General features: G+C 67.0%; 17 protein-coding genes. 8 read left to right on the plus strand and 9 right to left on the minus strand.

Going from position 1 to position 17,882, the window contains the following annotated elements; genetic code table 11:
• Positions 1-210 precede the first annotated feature (210 nt).
• Both ACFWBU_RS01675 and ACFWBU_RS01680 read right to left on the minus strand, forming a co-directional pair.
• Entirely contained in the window at positions 211-1,161 is a 951-nt protein-coding gene (locus tag ACFWBU_RS01675) for a pseudouridine synthase (RefSeq protein ID WP_378527268.1), read from the minus strand.
• A gap of 62 nt (positions 1,162-1,223) precedes the next feature.
• Entirely contained in the window at positions 1,224-2,012 is a 789-nt protein-coding gene (locus tag ACFWBU_RS01680) for an alpha/beta fold hydrolase (protein ID WP_378527269.1), read from the minus strand.
• 197 nt (positions 2,013-2,209) lie between these two features.
• Between ACFWBU_RS01680 and ACFWBU_RS01685 the strand changes: the two genes are divergently transcribed.
• Entirely contained in the window at positions 2,210-3,475 is a 1,266-nt protein-coding gene (locus ACFWBU_RS01685; protein WP_378527270.1) for an alpha/beta fold hydrolase, read from the plus strand.
• A gap of 137 nt (positions 3,476-3,612) precedes the next feature.
• On the opposite strand, the gene ACFWBU_RS01690 is transcribed toward ACFWBU_RS01685, so the two are convergent.
• The 3 genes from ACFWBU_RS01690 to ACFWBU_RS01700 form a co-directional block, all read right to left on the minus strand.
• On the minus strand, positions 3,613-3,885 hold the full coding sequence (locus ACFWBU_RS01690) for a hypothetical protein (RefSeq protein WP_169621565.1): 273 nt from the start codon (positions 3,883-3,885) through the stop codon (positions 3,613-3,615).
• Between the two features lie 94 nt (positions 3,886-3,979).
• Positions 3,980-4,771 carry a hypothetical protein gene (locus tag ACFWBU_RS01695; protein ID WP_378527271.1) on the minus strand — a complete coding sequence of 264 codons (792 nt, stop codon included), beginning with the start codon at positions 4,769-4,771 and terminating at the stop codon, positions 3,980-3,982.
• Between the two features lie 201 nt (positions 4,772-4,972).
• Positions 4,973-5,878: a LysR substrate-binding domain-containing protein gene (locus tag ACFWBU_RS01700; protein WP_378527272.1), complete on the minus strand. Its 906-nt coding sequence runs from the start codon at positions 5,876-5,878 to the stop codon at positions 4,973-4,975.
• Between the two features lie 94 nt (positions 5,879-5,972).
• Between ACFWBU_RS01700 and mqo the strand changes: the two genes are divergently transcribed.
• Positions 5,973-7,427: a malate dehydrogenase (quinone) gene (gene mqo, locus ACFWBU_RS01705; protein ID WP_378527274.1), complete on the plus strand. Its 1,455-nt coding sequence runs from the start codon at positions 5,973-5,975 to the stop codon at positions 7,425-7,427.
• A 53-nt stretch (positions 7,428-7,480) separates the two neighbouring features.
• Here mqo and ACFWBU_RS01710 read toward each other — a convergent pair whose 3' ends face one another.
• Together ACFWBU_RS01710 and ACFWBU_RS01715 are read right to left on the minus strand one after the other, a co-directional pair.
• Positions 7,481-8,005, minus strand: a complete 525-nt coding sequence (locus ACFWBU_RS01710; protein WP_169621569.1) for a CarD family transcriptional regulator — start codon at positions 8,003-8,005, stop codon at positions 7,481-7,483.
• Between the two features lie 221 nt (positions 8,006-8,226).
• Entirely contained in the window at positions 8,227-8,781 is a 555-nt protein-coding gene (locus tag ACFWBU_RS01715) for a TetR/AcrR family transcriptional regulator (protein ID WP_378527276.1), read from the minus strand.
• 150 nt (positions 8,782-8,931) lie between these two features.
• Here ACFWBU_RS01715 and ACFWBU_RS01720 point away from each other — a divergent pair, with 150 nt between their 5' ends.
• The 3 genes from ACFWBU_RS01720 (at position 8,932) to ACFWBU_RS01730 (ending at position 11,701) form a co-directional block, all read left to right on the plus strand.
• Positions 8,932-9,981, plus strand: coding sequence for an ABC transporter permease (locus ACFWBU_RS01720; protein ID WP_378527278.1), 1,050 nt, complete (start codon positions 8,932-8,934; stop codon positions 9,979-9,981).
• 85 nt (positions 9,982-10,066) lie between these two features.
• A complete protein-coding gene (locus ACFWBU_RS01725; RefSeq protein WP_169652484.1) occupies positions 10,067-10,555 on the plus strand; it encodes an FBP domain-containing protein in 489 nt (162 codons plus the stop codon).
• Positions 10,556-10,729: 174 nt separating this feature from the next.
• Entirely contained in the window at positions 10,730-11,701 is a 972-nt protein-coding gene (locus tag ACFWBU_RS01730) for an alpha/beta hydrolase (RefSeq protein ID WP_378527280.1), read from the plus strand.
• 27 nt (positions 11,702-11,728) lie between these two features.
• Here ACFWBU_RS01730 and ACFWBU_RS01735 read toward each other — a convergent pair whose 3' ends face one another.
• Together ACFWBU_RS01735 and ACFWBU_RS01740 are read right to left on the minus strand one after the other, a co-directional pair.
• Positions 11,729-12,433 (minus strand): type 1 glutamine amidotransferase domain-containing protein, encoded by a 705-nt coding sequence (locus ACFWBU_RS01735; protein ID WP_169621572.1) that lies wholly within the window; start codon positions 12,431-12,433, stop codon positions 11,729-11,731.
• 141 nt (positions 12,434-12,574) lie between these two features.
• Positions 12,575-13,531 carry a ferritin-like domain-containing protein gene (locus tag ACFWBU_RS01740; RefSeq protein ID WP_378527282.1) on the minus strand — a complete coding sequence of 319 codons (957 nt, stop codon included), beginning with the start codon at positions 13,529-13,531 and terminating at the stop codon, positions 12,575-12,577.
• Between the two features lie 304 nt (positions 13,532-13,835).
• On the opposite strand from ACFWBU_RS01740, the gene ACFWBU_RS01745 reads away from it, so the two are divergent.
• The 3 genes from ACFWBU_RS01745 to recC all read left to right on the plus strand — a co-directional run bounded on the left by ACFWBU_RS01745 (position 13,836) and on the right by recC (position 17,873).
• Positions 13,836-14,114 carry a hypothetical protein gene (locus tag ACFWBU_RS01745; protein WP_169621574.1) on the plus strand — a complete coding sequence of 93 codons (279 nt, stop codon included), beginning with the start codon at positions 13,836-13,838 and terminating at the stop codon, positions 14,112-14,114.
• Positions 14,115-14,231: 117 nt separating this feature from the next.
• Positions 14,232-14,423 carry a hypothetical protein gene (locus tag ACFWBU_RS01750; protein ID WP_169621575.1) on the plus strand — a complete coding sequence of 64 codons (192 nt, stop codon included), beginning with the start codon at positions 14,232-14,234 and terminating at the stop codon, positions 14,421-14,423.
• A gap of 159 nt (positions 14,424-14,582) precedes the next feature.
• Positions 14,583-17,873: an exodeoxyribonuclease V subunit gamma gene (gene recC, locus ACFWBU_RS01755; RefSeq protein ID WP_378527284.1), complete on the plus strand. Its 3,291-nt coding sequence runs from the start codon at positions 14,583-14,585 to the stop codon at positions 17,871-17,873.
• Positions 17,874-17,882 lie beyond the last annotated feature (9 nt).

The following is a 17,882-nucleotide window of genomic DNA, read 5'->3' on the forward strand; positions in this document are numbered from 1 at the left end:
CTGCCTATACCCGCCGGGGGTATGTGGCGCAATCCAACGTATACCCCCTACCGGTATCACTGCAAGGGTGCACATCGGCTCGCTCGGGCGCGACGACCGTCCGCGCCCGACGCAGAAACAGATGACTTCCACGAAGTCGGTCCGCAGCCGAAGGGGGTCGCCGGCCCGAGGCAGTGCGTCAACCGGTCCGGTCGGACCGTCCACGACCTTCTATCGAGGCGCTTCGCTCAGCGTGCGGCGCGTAACGAATCGGCGCGGGGCGCCCGTCAGCGGATCGGTGAATTCGACTTCCCGCGCGAGTAATTGGAGAGGCTGCGAATAGTCGTCCGGTGCCTCGGGCAATAGTTCGGGATACCAGCGATCGCCCAGGATGCCGGCCCCGAGCGCCGCGAGATGCACTCGCAACTGATGCATCCGTCCGGTGCGTGGACGCAGAATCGTGTGCAGCACAGCACGTCCCGAGTTACTCATGCCGGTCCCACACACATCGATCAACGTCTCGGCATTGGGCTCACGAACGTCGTCGACGACGGCCCGAAGCTCTCCGCGATGTACCGCGATGTGGTTGCGGTAGAGGACGGGAAGCGAGCGCCCGCCGAGCGCCGGTGCGTCGGGGTCCCATTCCAGCGGCTGAGCCGACACCGCTTCGTAGACCTTCGTGACCTGGCGGTTCTCGAACAGCGTTTGGTACGCACCGCGGGTTTCGGGCCGCGCGGAGAACATCACCACACCGGCGGTGGCGCGGTCGAGACGATGGATGGGCGTCAGGTCCGGGTTGTCGAGTCGCACCCGCAGTCGGACGAGTGCGGACTCACGCAGGTACCGACCACCCGGAGTGGTCGGAAGAAAGTGCGGCTTGTCGATCACGACGAGGTGGTCGTCGATGTGCAGGATCTCCTCGCGAAAGGGAATCGGCTCCTCAGCCGGAAGGTCGCGGTAGTACCAGACGAAAGGATGTGCACCCAGCGCGGTGTGGCGACCGATCGGGTTCCCGTCGCGGTCCACGATTTCGCCGGCGTCGAACCGTCGGTGCAGCTCGTCGGGGTCGAGATGATCGAATCTCGCGAGGGTGTACTCGGCGATCGTCTTCCACGGCCCTGAGGTCGGTACCTGCAGCCGCGTCGGTCCCACGCCGTCTCTGACGGGAAGCGGTGAGGGCATCGGCACCCGGTAATGATCCCACCGTCGGCCGGGTTCACTGTGCTGCGGGTCGAGACCTGAGGTCAGATGTTCCCGTGGGTGGGCTCGCCTGCCGCTTTCCAGTCCCCGGTGTCGGCGAACGTGCGGAGGACCGTGGTGAACAGGTCGGGATCTTCGATGTTCCACGGATGATGCATCCCGGGTGCGACCCAGGTCTGTAGTTGCGGTAGTGCTTGTCCCAGCGCGCCGAAGGAATCGCGTACGGAGCGCTGTTCCTTCTCGCCCGCGACAGCCAATATCGGGCCGGAATACGCGAAAGGCTCCGGAGGGATGGAGCTTTCGGCGACCTCACGGAATATGCGACGGTTGGTGTCCGGCGCAACACGGACGGCAGAGTCGACGTACAGGTCCCTCCCGTCGGCCGGAACGCCGAACGCCGCAGCCTGTGCTCGCCAGTACCAACGTTTGCGCCACAACGGGATCTGAGGCGGGATGAGGAAGCGTTCGAGCGACGTCAGCCCGGTGAACGCAACGCCTGTGATCATGCAACTGCGAACGAGCTGGGGGTGACGATGCACGAGATGAACGGCGACGAACCCACCGAGTGACAGGCCGACGACGTGCGCGGTTCCGCCGATTGCGTGTTTGCGGATGATCTCGGCGATGTCGTCGGCGGCAGCGCGCATCCCCGGCCACCGCAGCCCGTAGCGCTCGCCGAGCGCCGGTAGATCCGGGGTCAGCAGATGACGCTCGGGGAGGCGTTCGATCTGCGGGCCCCACATCCAGCCCCCGGCATTGTTGCCGTGGAGCAGGACGATCGTTTCGCCCGTTCGAGGGCCGTGTTCCAGACCCCAGTGGCCGGAGCCCGTCATCGGACGAGATCCGTCCCGATGCAGCGCAGTCCCAGAGTCGAACAAGAGGTACGCGACTTCGTCGAAACGTCGGCGCAGGGGAGAAGTCTCGGGCGCGGCTTCACGGGCGCCACTGTATTGGTCGCACAACGGACATGTCGAGTATTGATTCGGAGCACTTCTGTTCGCACGGCGGTCCGTCGTGGTTGAGTGGGCACATGGCTTCACTCCAGGCGACCGTGCTGAAGAGGGCGGCCCGCAAGATCGCCGGTAGCCACGGGCACGAAGTGATGCGACCGGTCGGAGACGGCACCGAGACACAATTTCCGCTGGCCTACGTCCGGACCGGCCCACGCGGGAAAGTTCCTGTGCTCATGGTGCCCGGCGGACCGGGACTTGCTTCCGTCCTGCCCTATCGCAGTTTGCGCCGTCGAGCAGAGCATGCAGGACTCGACGTCCTGATGATGGAGCATCGCGGTGTCGGGTTGTCGCGCCGCGATCTGCACGGCAACGAGCTGCCGAGCGAAGCGGTCACGGTCGACCACGTGGTCGAGGATCTCGCCGCGGTCCTCGATGATGCGGGGGTCGAGCGTGTGATCGTCTACGGCTCGTCCTACGGCACGTACCTTGCACAGGGCTTCGGGGTTCGGTATCCGGATCGGGTGGTGGGAATGGTCCTCGATTCGCCGATGCTGTCCGTTGCGGATGACATCGAGGGTGCACGCTCGTACCGGCGCGGACTGTTTCTCGAAGCGACCGATCCGGATCTGGCGCCGGTAGTCGAAGCCTTGCGTACCGCGCTCGCGCGTGGGGTGCCGGAGCCGGAGATCAACGTGGTCGTGCAGATCGCATACGAGTACGGAGGTCCGGACCTTCTCCGGGAGTTACTCGTCCAGCGGAGCAACGGACGGTTACGGCGCATCTGGAATCGGATGGCAAACGCCGGCTCGGCCGAGATAGACGGGGGAGGAGCACCGTTCTTCTTCGAACCCGATCTTGTTTCGCGGATTGCTTTCCGCGAGCTCGGATATGGGCTACCGCCCGACGGTGAACTGCTCGACCAGCAGGAGATTTTCGCGGCTGCCGCGGCGCGGCATCCGGAGTTCGTAGGGGAACCCTTCGACTTTCCCGCGCAGATCCCGGCATTCTCGTGGCCGACCGCGGTGATCTCCGGAGGCCGCGACCTGCGGACACCACCTCCGATCGCAGAAAAGATCGTAGATCTGGTACCCCGCGCGGTGCTGGTGTCGATACCGATCCTGGGTCACAGTGCCATGGATTCACACCAGCTCGCGGCTGTGTATGTGACAAAGATGCTGGCGGACAACAGGTCCGAGTCTCCGGCGACGATGGAGCATCATATCGCCGGGATGCCCCGGCGTGGGGCGGCGAATCTGATGCGGCGAGCGATCATCGGCGCGGTCGTCGTCGGTCGGTGGACGGCCACGGTCGCGTCCCGGCTTCCGTTTCGCGCTGGATCCTAGCGGCGTCGGGAGGCTTCGGAGAGATCGCCGGTGGCGGCGGACGAACCATCGGGCTCACGGTGTCCGTTCGCTCCCGTTGCGGCACGGCCCCGGGTCGGCCGTTCAGGGACCTTCCGGGACCGTGCGCTCGGCCGGGCTCAGGTGTTGCCGAACAACTCTTTCAGACTGTCCGCGATCCGCACGGGGCAGTCGTCACGCAGTGCGAAGTCCACGTCGGTACCGGCGAGTTCGACGGTGATCCGGGTGATCGGCGCGTTGTCTTCTTCGATGCTCAGGTGATGGGTGATGCGCGTGAGAACACCTGCCGCCAGGGTCTCGTGCTCGGTGACCGTGTTCTTCAGGTCCACGCGCACGTACTTGCCGATGTGGGAAAGGTTGAGATCTTGGTGCGGTATTTCGTTCTTCGCCATGATGAGAAATCTACTTGACCCACCGGCGCCGTTTGTCGGTTACTACCGACCACTACCGGTTCCGGAGATGTGAGAACGAATACGTGGCACAGCGCTACCGGGTCCAGTATTGGAGCATCGGTTCCTCGCCGAGCAGCGACGAGCCCTCGGTGATGACAAGTGCGTCGGGTGAGATGCGGTACTGCACACCGTCGTTGGTCGCGGTGAAACCGTTCCCCGACGCCACGGGATCGTCGATCTCCAGGGCAGCTCCGTCGCTGAGTCGGACCCCTTTGTAGTACAAGCGTCCCACTCCGGTCTCGCAGACCACAACAAGCGACTCGGTGGTCTGTCCGGCGAAGACGGCGGCGTTGGTGTGATTGCAGCGTGCCTGCGGCACGCCGACGAAACCTTGGCCGTCCGTGTTGTCGAGCGGGGGACTCGACGGTGCGGGTCCCGCGGCCGGGGGTGCCGTGCCGGGGGCGGGATTGCCCGTCGGAACGAGTTCGAGGCCGTCGATCCGCAGTGCGACATCTCCCGGAAGGACGACCACGTAGCTGTTGCCCTCCACGTTGTCGTTGGCCAGCAGGCAGGTGAAGTCCCCCGTCAAGCACGACAGGCGCTCCCAGTAACCGCCGTAGGACCGGGTGGGACGTACTGCGTATTCGCCCGGTGCGATGTCCACCCCGACTTTCAAGATCCCATCGGTCGGCAGTGTCTGTGGCTCCGCAGTCGCAGACTCGGTCGCTGCCGACGGTGGCGCGGACGTGGTGGGCGAGCCGGCGGTGACGGTGACCGTGCGTGCCGGCGAACCGGCAGCCGCCGTCTCCTCGGCCTCGGAGGCCGAGTTGCGAACGAGCACGACGGCGAGTCCGGCGAGAGTCGCGATGAGTGCAACGACGATCACTCCGCCCACAACCCATGGCCACTTCGGCCGCCGGGGTGGCTGTTCGAACGGGGGCGGTCCGTACCCGTACCCATACCCATCGGGGGGAGGTTGCGTCGACATCCGTATTCCTTCGGTCGGGCGGGTGCTGTCCTTTCCGGGATATCGGTGTTCGGGTGGGGCTGTTACGGCCGCGCACGACGCAGTTCGGTTCCGGTCGGGCTACGGTTCCGGCGGCCACTGTGCCCGTGTCGTGACATGTGTGTGCAGCCGAAGGGCCGCGGGGGAGGGATGGCGTGTGCCCATCGCCAGTCCGATCGGGCGGTCGGCGATCCCGCTGACCTGCACGGTCGCGACACCGGGCTGTGGGATCTCCGCTCGCGGCAGGAGCGCAATGCCGAGTCCTTCTGCGACGAGTGCGCGGATCGTGTCGAACTCGCTGATCTCGAACGCGATGTAGGGATCGAATCCGGCTGCGCGGCAGTAATTGTCGAGTTCGGTGCGGACGTGGTAGGTGGGTGGGCCGGCGATGAAGTGTTCGTCGGCGAGTTCGCCCAGGTCGACGCGGTCTCGCTCCGCGAGCGGGTGGGTGTCGGCGACATGCAGCAACAACGGTTGACTGCCGAGGACGGTGACGACGAGATCCTCCGGTGGCGGGATCATCACGGCCAGATCGAGTCGGCCGTCTCGGACCATCGCCGCCAGTGCTTCACCGTGTGCCTGAACGAGGTGGAGGCGAATGCGCGGGGCGTCGCGATGGAATTCGGCGAGGAGCGACGGGACGCTGACCGGACCGAGTGTCAGGGGGAAGCCGAACCGGACGATCCCACTGTCGGGATCGGCGTGGCTGCGGACGGTGTTGATCGCGTCGTCGAGTTCCCGGATCGTCTCCCGGGTGCGCGCGTGCAGTTCACGCCCGGCCGTTGTCAGCGCCACCCCGCGTCCTATCTGCTGGAACAGCGATACGCCCATCGTGTGTTCCAAGGCTTTGATGCGGCGACTGACCGACGACTGCGGGACGCCCAGCCTGTCCGCGGCGTGCGTGATGTGCCCCTCTCTCGCTGCCGCGTCGAACGCAGCGAGCAATGGCACTACCGAGGCCGTCTCGTCCGAGAGAAACCGATCCATATCCGGATCATATTCCAGCGACGATGTCATTGGACGGAATGGTCACCTGGCGCGCACTCTGGAAGGACCTCGATACGGAAGCAGGTGTGCAGACGTGCAGGAGATTCGCGCCACCGGTGGGCCGACACAACCGGAGATCTACGACGCCGTACTGATCGGCGGCGGCATCATGTCCGCGACGCTGGGGGCGTTGCTCACCCGGCTTCAGCCCGACTGGTCGATCCTCGTTCTCGAACGTCTCGACGACACGGCGTCCGAAAGCAGCGCCCCGTGGAACAACGCCGGAACAGGCCACGCGGGATTCTGCGAACTCAACTACATGCCCGATCCCGGCGATCCGTCGCGCGCCGCAGAAATCGGGCGGCAGTTCCGGATCTCTCGTCAGTTCTGGGGGGCACTCGTCGAATCCGGTGATCTCGCAGCGTCGTTCACGAATACGACACCCCACATGAACGTGGTGTTCGGGGAGCAGGACGTGCGCTATCTGCGACAACGATACGAAACACTGCGCCGGTCGCCGCTGTTCTCGGACATGGAGTACACCGAGGATCCCGACATCATCGCGCGATGGGCACCGCTGCTGATGGACGGTCGAACCGGGTCCGGAGTTGTCGCGGCCACCCGCGACGAGCGCGGCACCGACGTCGACTTCGGCGCCCTGACACAGGGTTTGCTCCAAGGAATGCGCGAGTCCGGCGCGGAAGTTCGGACCGGCCACGAGGTGACGCGGCTACGCCGCGATAGAGACGGACGATGGACCGTGTCGGGGCGAGGCAACACCGGGGACCACCGATTCACGGTGCGGTCCCGGTTCGTCTTCGTCGGGGCAGGAGGGTACGCACTCAAACTCCTCCAGAAGGCACGCATCCCGGAGGTTCGCGGTTACGCGGTCTTCCCGATAGGAGCGCAGTTCCTCCGCACCGACAACCCCGATCTGGTGGCCCGTCACGACGCGAAGGTCTACAGCCAGGCGGACTCGGGCGCCCCGCCGATGTCGGTGCCGCACCTCGACAAGCGGGTGGTCGATGGCCACGGCGCGTTGATGTTCGGCCCGTACGCCACCTTCAGCACGCGTCTGCTCAAACACGGGCGGCTTACCGACCTGCTCACGACGATTCGACTGCACAGCATCTGTTCGCTTCTCGCGGTGGGCCTCCAGAACGTGTCGCTGGTTCGCTACCTCGTCGGACAGCTTCTGGCGACACCGGAACGGAAGTTCGGCCAGTTGCAACGGTTTCATCCGGCAGCGTCGCCCGGCGATTGGTACTCGATCGACGCGGGTCAGCGCGCACAACTGATCAAGCCGGATCGGCGCAAGGTGGGAGTGCTGACGTTCGGAACCGAGATCGTCACCGGCGCGGACGGTTCCATCGCGGGTCTGCTGGGGGCGTCACCCGGCGCGTCCGTCGCGCCTGCCGCCATGGTCGACGTGCTCACGGCGTGTTTCCCGGACCGGGCTCGCCACTGGGAGGCGACGCTGCAGCAGCTGATGCCGGGACTCGCGCTGCCCGGGAGCGCCGGCGACGAACCGTCGGAGAGCCGAGTATGAACGGACGGCGGTCGGGAGGGCGCGCGCAGGACGCGTAAGGGTTGTCCGCCTGTTCAGCCGGCGGCAGCGAGAGCTTGCTGTTCCAGGGCAGGCCGGGGCGCGAGGATGGCGGAGTCCAGCAGCGTCTCGGCCTGTTCGTCCGGAATGGACAGCGCCAGGCAGAGCTCGGTGAGCACGCCGTTGCGGGCAGACCGGAGCATCTTCTTCTCACCCAATGAGAGGCCACACCGGTGCTCACGGCGAGTCAGGTCCCGGACGACGCCTGCGGTGACGAGGAGGTCGCCGAGCCTCAGCTTGTCCTGGTGGTCTTTGAACCTGCGCGACCAGCCGTTGTCTTCGGGGGGTGTGGGTGCGTGGAGAACCTCGAAGAGATCTTTGAGTTCCGTCGTGTCGTAGATTTCCCGGAGCCCGAGTTCCTCCGCCTTGGCGACGGGTACGTCGATCGTGAGATCGGACCGGTGGATGGCGAGCCGGAGATAGGACAGCCGAGTGGTCTTGATCGTCCGGTCGAAGATCTCGGTGACGGTTGCTGGGCCGTGGTGGGGATGGACAACGATTTGACCGGTCGAGAACTGCATGGGGACTGCTTTCTTGTGCACGCGGGTGTCGGAATCGACCGTCCGGTGGGCGTTATCGCGGCACCGAGACGATTGTCGTGCCATCTGCGGGGGAACGCAGTGACGCAGACACGGGGCGCCGCACCCATACGGATGGACGTGCCGGAGCCCGCGAGCCGACTCTTCTATTGTCCCACTTGTCCGACGTGTCGTGGCGGGTGAGATCTCTCACGCGGTGTGTGTCACGGCCGCATCCCCGCCAGAAATATCGAAACGAGTTGCGGCACAAGGCTGGGCGTCGCCCGGCGAATCGCGTCGGGCTGGGGGCGGGTGATCATACCGATCGCGAGGACGAGTTCGAGTGCGCCGAGATCCGGACGGACGAGTCCTTCGGATCGCGCGGCGGCGAGCAGCTTCTCGACCCCGGCGAGCGTTCGCGCCTGTGAATCCCGGACGGGCCCGGAGATCTCGTCTGCGACGAAATCGGCCAGTGCCGCGGCGAGGGCCCCCAGATCCAAATCCACGAGCCGGTGGACGAAGTCGACCCATGCGGTGTCCGGAGCGCTGCCGATCAGATCGAGTGCCTCGTCGGCGGCGTCCTGGATCTCGCCGAGGATGGACAGCGAGACCTCGTCGGCCAGTGCGGCCCGCGAGTCGAAGTTGCGGTACAGAGTGGCGATCCCCACTCCCGCGGCCTCGGCGATGTGCTCGAGCGCGACGTCGCTTCCTTCTGCCGCGAACAGGCGCCGTGCTTCCCGGATTATCGCCTGGCGACGCTTGGCGGCATCGGAACGCATGAGTTCTCTTTCGTCGGGTGCCGGTGATGGCTGCACGAGGGACGGGTCGTGTTCCATTTGACACCAGATCTCCAACCGGAGGGTTATCTTCCGCTATAATCGGAGGAATGTCATCCGGTTATAGCCGGGTTCGTTGTGAAAGAAGAGTCGATGTCCCACCTCACCGCCGATACGCCCGCTCGTGACGCGGACCCGTCCACCGTCGTGAACAAGCGCACACCTCACTCGGCGTTCATGCTGCTGGGTATGACCGCCGGCCTCGGCGTGATCCTTGTTCTCCTGCTGATGGTCTTCATCATGCCGTCGTTGAAGAGCGGGGCGCACGACCTGAGCGTGGGCCTGGCCGGGACGTCGGGGGTCGTCGACGACTTCGAGCAGGCCCTCGTGACCGCCGCTCCCGACGCTTACACACCCCGGCGGTACGACTCGGAACAGGATCTGCGCGACGCCATCCTCGACCGAGAGATCGTCGGAGGGTTCGTCGTCGAAGAGTCGGGTGTGCACGCGCTGGTCGCCAGTGCCGGTTCGGCCACGATCTCCGGCACACTCGCCGGTACGGCCAACGCTGTCGGCCAGGTGACGGCCTCGCCGGTCACGGTGGAGGACGTGGTCCCGCTGCCTGCATCCGACCCCACCGGTGTCGGAATCGGCGGACTGGCCTTCCCTCTCGTGTTCGGCGGCATCGTCCCGGTCGTCGCGTTCCGCAAAATTCTCCCGCGCAGCAACGGCTGGTATCTGGCGGGGCTGTTCACCTTCGCCGCCGTCGGTGGGACCATCGTCGCCGCCGTTCTCACCTACGCGTTCGGCAGCGTGGACACGGGATTCTGGGCAGTGGCAGGTTCTATCGCCATGGGGATTGCGGCACTGGCGTTCCCGCTGGCCGGGCTCCAGAAACTGTTCGGGGCCAAAGGTTTCACCATCGGTGCGATGGCGATGATGTTCCTCGGAAATCCCCTCGCCGGAATCTCCACGACCTCTGCATGGCTCCCGAGCGGGCTCGGCACGTTCGGCCAGATCCTTCCCCCCGGCGCAGCCGGGACCCTCGTGCGCTCCGCGGCCTACTTCCAGGGAACGGGCGGGCTCGTGGCGGCGTGCACTCTCGCGGCATGGATCGTCGTCGGACTTGCGCTGTACGTGATCGGCATGCGTCGCACCCGGGTGGACGCTCCTGTGGCCGCCTCCGCCGTTCCGGCAGCCTGAGGACCGAAAAACGTTTGTCCCCGCTCGGCCTCCGCGCGTACCGTCCCTTCGGTTAGCCGTGCAAACGATTGAGGAGACACACCGCATGGACGCGATCACCGAGCGGGACATCAGAGCCTCGTTCGTCAACTGCTCCAAAGGGGAGGCCAAGCGGCTGCCGGCGCCCCGCGACCTCGCCGACCGGCCCTGGGAGGATCTGGATTTCCTGGGATGGACCGACCCCGCGTATCCAGGCCGCGGATACATCGTCGTACCCCGCGAGACCGGTCTCGTCGGGATCGCGATGCGATTCGAACCGAACGGTTCCGGTAAGTCGCAGATGTGCACGGTGTGCCTGACCACCCACACGCGAGGCGGGATCGCCTTGATGAGTGCCGGGAAGGTCGGTGACGCGGGTCGCGCAGGCAACACCCTCGGCACCTACATGTGCATCGACCTGGCATGTTCGCTGTATGCGCGGGGCAAGAAGAAGCCCGCACTCGGAAGCCGGTACCGCGAGGATCTCGGCCCCGAAGAAAAGATCGCGCGCGTTCGCGAGAATCTCCACGCCTTCGTGGACAGGCTTTTTCACTGACGGTGGCGTGCAGCCTCGCCGACCGCCGTGTTCCGGGACGCCGCCGCATTGTTTGGCATGATCGGTGGGGTCCCGGACGGTGCGGGTTTCCACGGTAACGACGAGTAGGAGCCACGGGTGTCGCAAGCAAAAACGGATACGGCCCCTACTCGGCGTCGCGGCGCCGGACCACGCATGGTCGGGGCCATTGCCGACGCGGTCGCCCGGGGTTACTCCGCGCTGGCCCTGACGCCGGTTCCCGGCGCACTCGTGGTCCGGGCCGTGTTCGAGCGCGACGCGAAGCGGCTCACGGCGAAACTCGACGAGGGAGCCCCCGAGACGCAGTTCGTCGGCGGTCTCCGGTATCGGGACGGGGACGTGGACGCCTGCCTTGATGTCTACAGTCCCACCGGGACCACCTCGGCGCTCCCGACGATCGTGTGGGTGCACGGCGGAGCGTGGATCGCCGGTAGCCGCGCCGACTACGCCGGCTACTACCGGCGCCTGGCGGACGCCGGGTTCACCGTCGTCTCCGTCGGCTATTCACTCGCGCCGCGACACCGTTATCCCGCTGCGGTCGAACAACTGGCGGACGCGCAGCGCTACCTGCTCGACCACGCCGAAGAACTCCACATCGACACCGAGCGCATCGTTCTGGCGGGAGATTCGGCCGGCGCTCAGCTGACGGCCCAGCTCGCCCTGGCTGTGACGGACCCGTCCTATGCCGCCAGGCTCGGTATCAGTCCCCACTTCGCGTCCGGCCAGGTCAGAGGGGTGGTTCTCAATTGCGGAATCTACAACGTGGCTGCCCTGGGCGGCGGCAGTGACCTGATCCGCTGTGGCGTCGAGCAAGCGATGTGGGCCTACCTCGGGGAACGAAAGTTCGCGGAGTCGGAGGCCGCGCGGCAGATGTCGACTCTCGATCTCGTCACCGCGAACTTCCCACCCACCTACATCACCGGCGGCGATGGCGACCCGCTCACCGCGACGCAGTCCCGGCCGTTCGCGGAGAGGCTGACCGGCCTCGGCGTCGAGGTGGATTCGCTGTTCTACCCGGACGGCCACGAGCCGGAACTGGAACACGAGTACCAGTTCGACCTCTCCACCCTCGACGCTCGGGACGCGCTCGCGCGCACGATCGCCTTCGCCCGGAAGGTGACCGCCTGAGCGGTCACCGCCCGAACGGCGCGGCGCTCACCGGGCAGCGAGGTCGCTCACCACACGTTCTGCGAGCGGCCGCGACGAGGCCGGATTCTGGCCCGTGTACAACGTGCGGTCGACCACCAGGTGCGGCTGCCATGCGTCTCCCGAGGAGAACAGGGCGCCGGCTTCCTGAAGCCGGTCCTGCAGCAGCCACGGTGCCTTGCCGGCCAGTCCGGCCTGTACTTCCTCGATGTTGGTGAACCCGGTCAGCTTGTAGCCCTCGAACAACCAGCGGCCACCGGAGGCGAACGCGGGCAAGAGTGCGGCGGGGGCGTGGCACACCATCGCGACGACCTTCCCCGATTCCGTGAAGTGACGTACGAGTTCACCGAACCGCTCGTCGACGGCGAGGTCCTGCATGGGTCCGTGACCGCCGGGGACGAACAGCAGGTCGTAGTCGGCGGCGTCGACGTCCTCGAGGACTGCGGCGCCGGCCAGCGTCGGCTGAAGCTCCTCCAAGGCCTTCTTCAGTTCCGCGGCGCGGTCCTCGCCGCCCGCCGCATCGGGCTCGAGACTGGCCTGGTCGACGACCGGCGTACGTCCGCCCGGCGTGGCGACCGTGATGTCGTAACCTGCCTGGTCGAACACGTTGTACGGCTCGACCAGCTCTTCGGCCCAGAACCCTGTGGGATGCTGCGTGCCGTCGCTCAGCGTCCAGTGGTCGGCCGCGGAGACCGCGAAAAGCAACTTGGTCATGATGGTCCTCTCCGGTTGATTCCTCGTCCTGCCGCGTACCCATTCGGGGTGCGGTGGACACGAGGTACTGCACGAACGGAAATCGCCGGGCCCGGAGACTCCGGACCCGGCGACTCGCTCGGGTGTGCGCCCTGGTGCGGGCTAGCTGAGCACCTCTTGGGCGATGGCCGCGAGGCGCGTCTGGGCGGCGGATACGACGCCGTGACGATTCTTGTGTGCTTCCTCGTACGCAACGATTGCGCGGATATCGGACGCTTCGGTGAGTTCCTTCACCGCTGCGACGGCGCTGCTGACGTTGAGCTTGTCGTAATCCTCGATCGGCAACTCGTCCGCGGCGAGGACACCCGATGCGGTGCGCACCCGGTGCAGGGCTTCCGCCGTGCCGTCCGCACCCTCGCGTCGGCTGACCCGTTCCGCAGTCTCGAGAGCCGAATCGCGGCTGGCTCCGAGGGTCTTGGCCGCGACGTCACCGGCATGTGCGCCGCGTGTCAGGATCGACTCGATCCGCGGGCGGGTCGAGCGGGCTGCGTCGATGGCACGGTCGAGGCCGCGGGTGGACCAGTTGACCGGGGTATTCACCAAGCGCACGGCCGCGCCGGCTGCCGCCTGGAGCGGTGTGCGCCGCAAGGCTGCGGGCCCACCGAGTGCCTCTTCGGCGATCACGGTGGTCAGCCACTCGACAGTCGCGCTGTGAGCCTTGACGAGCTTGTTCGCGAGCGACACGATCGACGAGTTGCCGTCCGCCGTCGCCAGCGCCTTGACGTAGCGGGCGCGGTCGAGCAGCTGGTGTTCGAGAGCGAGGTCACCGAGCAGTGCCTCGTCGAACGGCTGCGCCTGTTCGGTCAGTGTCTTGACGGCGGTGGTCGCGCGGCCGAGGACCGGGCCGATCACGTCGGGCAGCCCGCCGAGCTCGCGGATGGCTTCCTCGATCGCAACGGCGCGGACGCGGCAGTTCTGAGCGTTCTCGGTCAGCTCCCGCCGCACCGCTTCGGTACGGGCCTGTGCGACACGGGTCTCTGCCACCTGGGTTTCGGCGTGGGTGAGCTGGTGCAAGGTGCGGAGCTGGGTGAGCAGCGCCGCGGTGTTGGTCTGGGTCATCGTGTGTTGCTCCTTCGCACTTGGGGTCGATGGGCTCCAGCGATGTCACTTGTAACGGCTACCCGACGAGATGGATCCCGAACATCGCGTGACGCAGGACACAATCGAGTATTCTTGATCCAGCAGAAATTTCCTTTCACGGTCCGGTCTCCCGGGCCAGGGGCGTGCGCGCGTTGTTTAGGGGTGCGACGTCCGGGGCATAGCTCCCAGCACGTCGGTGAGCCAGAGAATCTACGAGATCGAGCCGCAAGGCCTCTCCGGGTTCTGCTCGGCACTCGAGTGAGACGAAAGTTGGAGACAGCGAATGACGACCGTAGTACCCCCTAACCCATTGGCAGGCCCGAAAAGTCCCAATAGTCCGGGTTCTTGGGCGCAGCCGAGTGTCGCCGGTACGCGTCGCAGCGCGTCGGACCTGTCGGAGACCGCGTTCGTCGAGCACTCCTGGGCCGGCCCCGCACTGTTCGCGTGCCTGGTACTGCTGGGGGGTATCGCCGGAGGTGTCCTCATGGGATCCCTCGGTGCGGGCATGGCATTCGCCGCCATGATCGGCGGTCTCGCAGCAATCCTCGTCGCCTGCCTCTGACCCGCGTCGTCGTCGCCGCACGACGGGGAGGTCCCGGTTCACGGGCCCCGGACATGCACGACACTTTCGTTCGGAATTTCCGCTGCGGTCCGGCGTGCGCACGTGCAGTATCTGTTCATGTCGGCGCCGTGGGACGAGGACGGCGGCTTCGCGTGGGAGCGCCGCGAAGCCGGTCACAGCTGGGAAGAGATCGGTAGCGAGCTGGGATGCCCGCCGCATGTCGCCGAGGAACTCGGCGAGAGATACCGGGCGGAGATCGATCGCCTGACGATGCGCGACCAGATTCCGCTGTTCGACCTTCCCGAGTGACCTCTTCCACACTGCACCCCGTCCTGCGAGCCAGGTCCCGCCTCGGGTCTCGTATGTGCGCTCAGGCGGTCCTCGCGTTCGACCTGCACAATCGTTGCGGTGTCCGTCGCGTGTGGTAAGCCGTAGCGACGACCGAGTCGACCACGAGGGGGCCCACGCGTGCTCACGCTGCACCGTGCCGAACGCACCGACATCCTTGCCGACGCGCTCGGCGAGTTGCTGACGGCGCCGCTCGACGACCCGTTCGCACGCGACATCGTCGCCGTGCCCGCTCGCGGCATCGAACGCTGGCTCACACAGCGTCTGTCCACGGTGCTGGGCGCAACACACGGCGACGGCGTCGCCGCCAACATCGATTTCCCGTCCCCGTCCCGGTTGGTCGCGGAGGTGCTCGCCGCCGCGTCGGACACCACCGCCGAAGACGACCCCTGGCTCCACTCCCGAGTGTTGTGGACCGTGCTCGACGTCATCGACGACTCCGTCGGAGAGCCGTGGTGCGCCGCGCTGGCCCGGCACCTCGGCCACGGCGCCGACGACCATCGGGCGGGGCGCCGGTATGCGACCGCCGCACATCTCGCCGACCTCCTGCGCAGTTACGGACTGCAACGTCCGGACATGATCGCCGAGTGGGCGGCCGGACGGGACACCGACGGAACGGGCGCCCCGCTCGCCGACCACCTCCGCTGGCAGGCCGAACTGTGGCGTCGCGTGCGCGACCGCATCGGCACCGACAGTCCGTCCCAGCAACTCGGCACCCTGTGCGCGCGGTTGCGTGCCGAACCGGAGATCGTCGGCCTGCCCGGCCGCGTGTCGCTGTTCGGCCCCACCCGTCTCGACGCGGTGCAACTCGCGGTGGTCTCGGCGCTCGGTGCCCACCGCGACGTGCACCTGTGGGTTCCGCACCCGAGTCCTGCCATGTGGACTGCGCTCGCGGACGGAAAGACCCCGCTGTGTCGCGCCGAGGACGACAGCGCGCTCCGTGTCCGTCACCCGCTGCTCGCAGCGCTCGGACGTGACGTGCGCGAGTTCGAAAGGCGGTTGTCGGGCCTCGAGGCCACCGAGATCACCCACGCGGCCCCCGAGCCGCCCGCCACGTTGCTCGGCCGAGTGCAGTCGGACATCCGGGCGGACCGCGCCCCGGAGCCGGGCTCCGCGCAGGCGGACGGCACCGTCGTGATCCACGCATGTCACGGACCGACCCGCCAGGTCGAGGTCCTTCGTGAATGTCTGCTGCACCTGTTCCAGGACGATCCCACCCTCGAGCCGCGCGATGTGGTCGTGATGTGCCCGGACGTCGAGACCTATGCCCCTCTCGTGCACGCCGCGTTCGGGCGGGGAGTGGGCGAGCACCCGGGGCACACGCTGCGGGTGCGACTCGCCGATCGTGGGCTGCGCCAGACCAATCCGGTCCTGTCGGTGCTCGACACCCTCCTCGGCCTCGCCGACGCCCGCGTCACGGCCAGCGAAGTGCTCGATCTCGCGGCCGCGGCCCCGGTTCGGCGCCGGTTCGGGTTCGACGACGACGATCTCGAACGGCTCCAGGAATGGGCTGCCGAGACCGGAGCACGCTGGGGACTCGGCACGTGGCAACGCCGCCCGTTCGGTCTTGCCGACTTCCCGCAGAACACCTTCGGGACAGCCCTCGACCGGATTCTCCTCGGCGTCGCCGCCGACGAGTCCGGCGGTGAATGGCTCTCCCTCGCACTGCCCCTCGACGACGTCGACAGCAACGACATCGATCTGGCCGGCAGGTTCGCCGAGTACATCGACAGGCTCACGGTGTCGCTGCTGGGGATCCGCGGTCCGCACCCGGCCGAGAAGTGGTCGGCCGCGCTCATGCAGGCGCTCGATCTGCTCACCGATGCCGCGCCCGCCGACGCATGGCAGCTCGCGCAGGCCCACCGTGAGATCGGTGCCGCTGTCGAGCACGCGGGCGGCGCGGAACTGCGGCTGGCCGATGTGCGCGCCATGCTCGCGAGCCGCCTCGCAGGACGCCCGACCCGAGCCAATTTCCGCACGGGTGAACTCACGGTGTGCACGATGGTGCCGATGCGGTCGGTACCTCATCGCGTGGTGGTGCTGCTCGGGCTCGACGACGACGTCTTCCCCCGCAATGCGCACATCGACGGCGACGATGTGCTTGCGCAGAATCCCTGTGTCGGAGAACGGGATTCCCGCAGCGAGGACCGTCAGCTGCTTCTCGATGCCATGATGTCCGCGACCGAGCGGGTTCTCTTGTTCTACACCGGCGCGGACGCGGTCACCGGTGCCGCACGGCCACCGGCTATTCCGCTCACGGAGATTCGCGACGTGATCACGACGATGGCCGGCACGACCGCCGACGACGAGGCGATCGTGCGCCGTCATCCGTTGCAGCCCTTCGATCCCCGCAACTTCCGGGCCGACGCCCCGTTCGGTTTCGATGCTGCCGAACTCGCGGGAGCCCGAGCAACACAACGGCATTCGCGCGATCCTGTAGCGCCGTCCGGTTTGGCGGTGGAGACGCTCGCTCCTCCGGTGCTCACGGACGTCGACCTCGACGACCTCGTCGCGTTCCTGGTTCACCCGAGCCAGGGCTTTCTGCGGCAACGCCTCGGCGTACGAATCCCCGAGCTGGACGAAGGCATCGTGGATGCTCTCGATGTCGAACTCGACCCGCTGGCAAAGTGGAACCTCGGCGACCGCATGCTCGAAGCGCGGCTGGCGGGAATGTCGGCCGCGGATTTCCGGGCAGCGGAGTGGCGCCGCGGCACGCTGCCACCGTATGCGCTCGGCGAGAAGGTGCTCGACGATGTGACGTACGAGGTCGAAGGCCTCGTCGCGGCATGTGCGCCGGTCCATGCCGGACGCGCACAGACCGTCGACGTCGTCTTCGATCTCGGGGACGGGCGCAGATTCACCGGCACAGTGAGCGGCGTGCACGGGACGGTCGTCGCCCGGAGTACGTACTCCAAGCTCGGTCCCAAACATCGACTCACCGCGTGGGTGCAGTTGCTTGCCGTTGCGGCGTCCGGCCGGCCGGGGCAGTGGCAGGCCGTCACCACCGGGCGAAGCCGCTCGCGGCTGCCGGCGTGGCGGTCCACCTTGCTCGCCCCCGCCGACGCCGCGGAACAACTGAGGCGCCTCGTAGACCTGCGCGACCGGGGACTGCGGACACCGTTGCCGATGGTGACCGGAGCGTCTTCCGAATACGCCGAGCGGCGGCACCGGGGCGACTCGGTCGAGATGGCGATCACCGCGGCGAGCCGGGCTTTCGGCGGTGCATTCGGCGACGGGCAGGATCGGCACGTGAGCTACCTGCACGGATCGGGAGTGACGCTCGGTGCTCTCACGGACCCGAAGCCACTCGACGACGAACGTTCCTGGTTCGACGATCCCAGTCGTTTCGGTGTCCTCGCGCGCCGGTTGTGGGAGCCGTTGCTCGCGTCGGAGAATCAGGCCAGGCCGTGACGGAAGGAA

Source organism: Rhodococcus sp. NPDC060084, from assembly GCF_042730335.1.
Taxonomy (GTDB): domain Bacteria; phylum Actinomycetota; class Actinomycetes; order Mycobacteriales; family Mycobacteriaceae; genus Rhodococcus.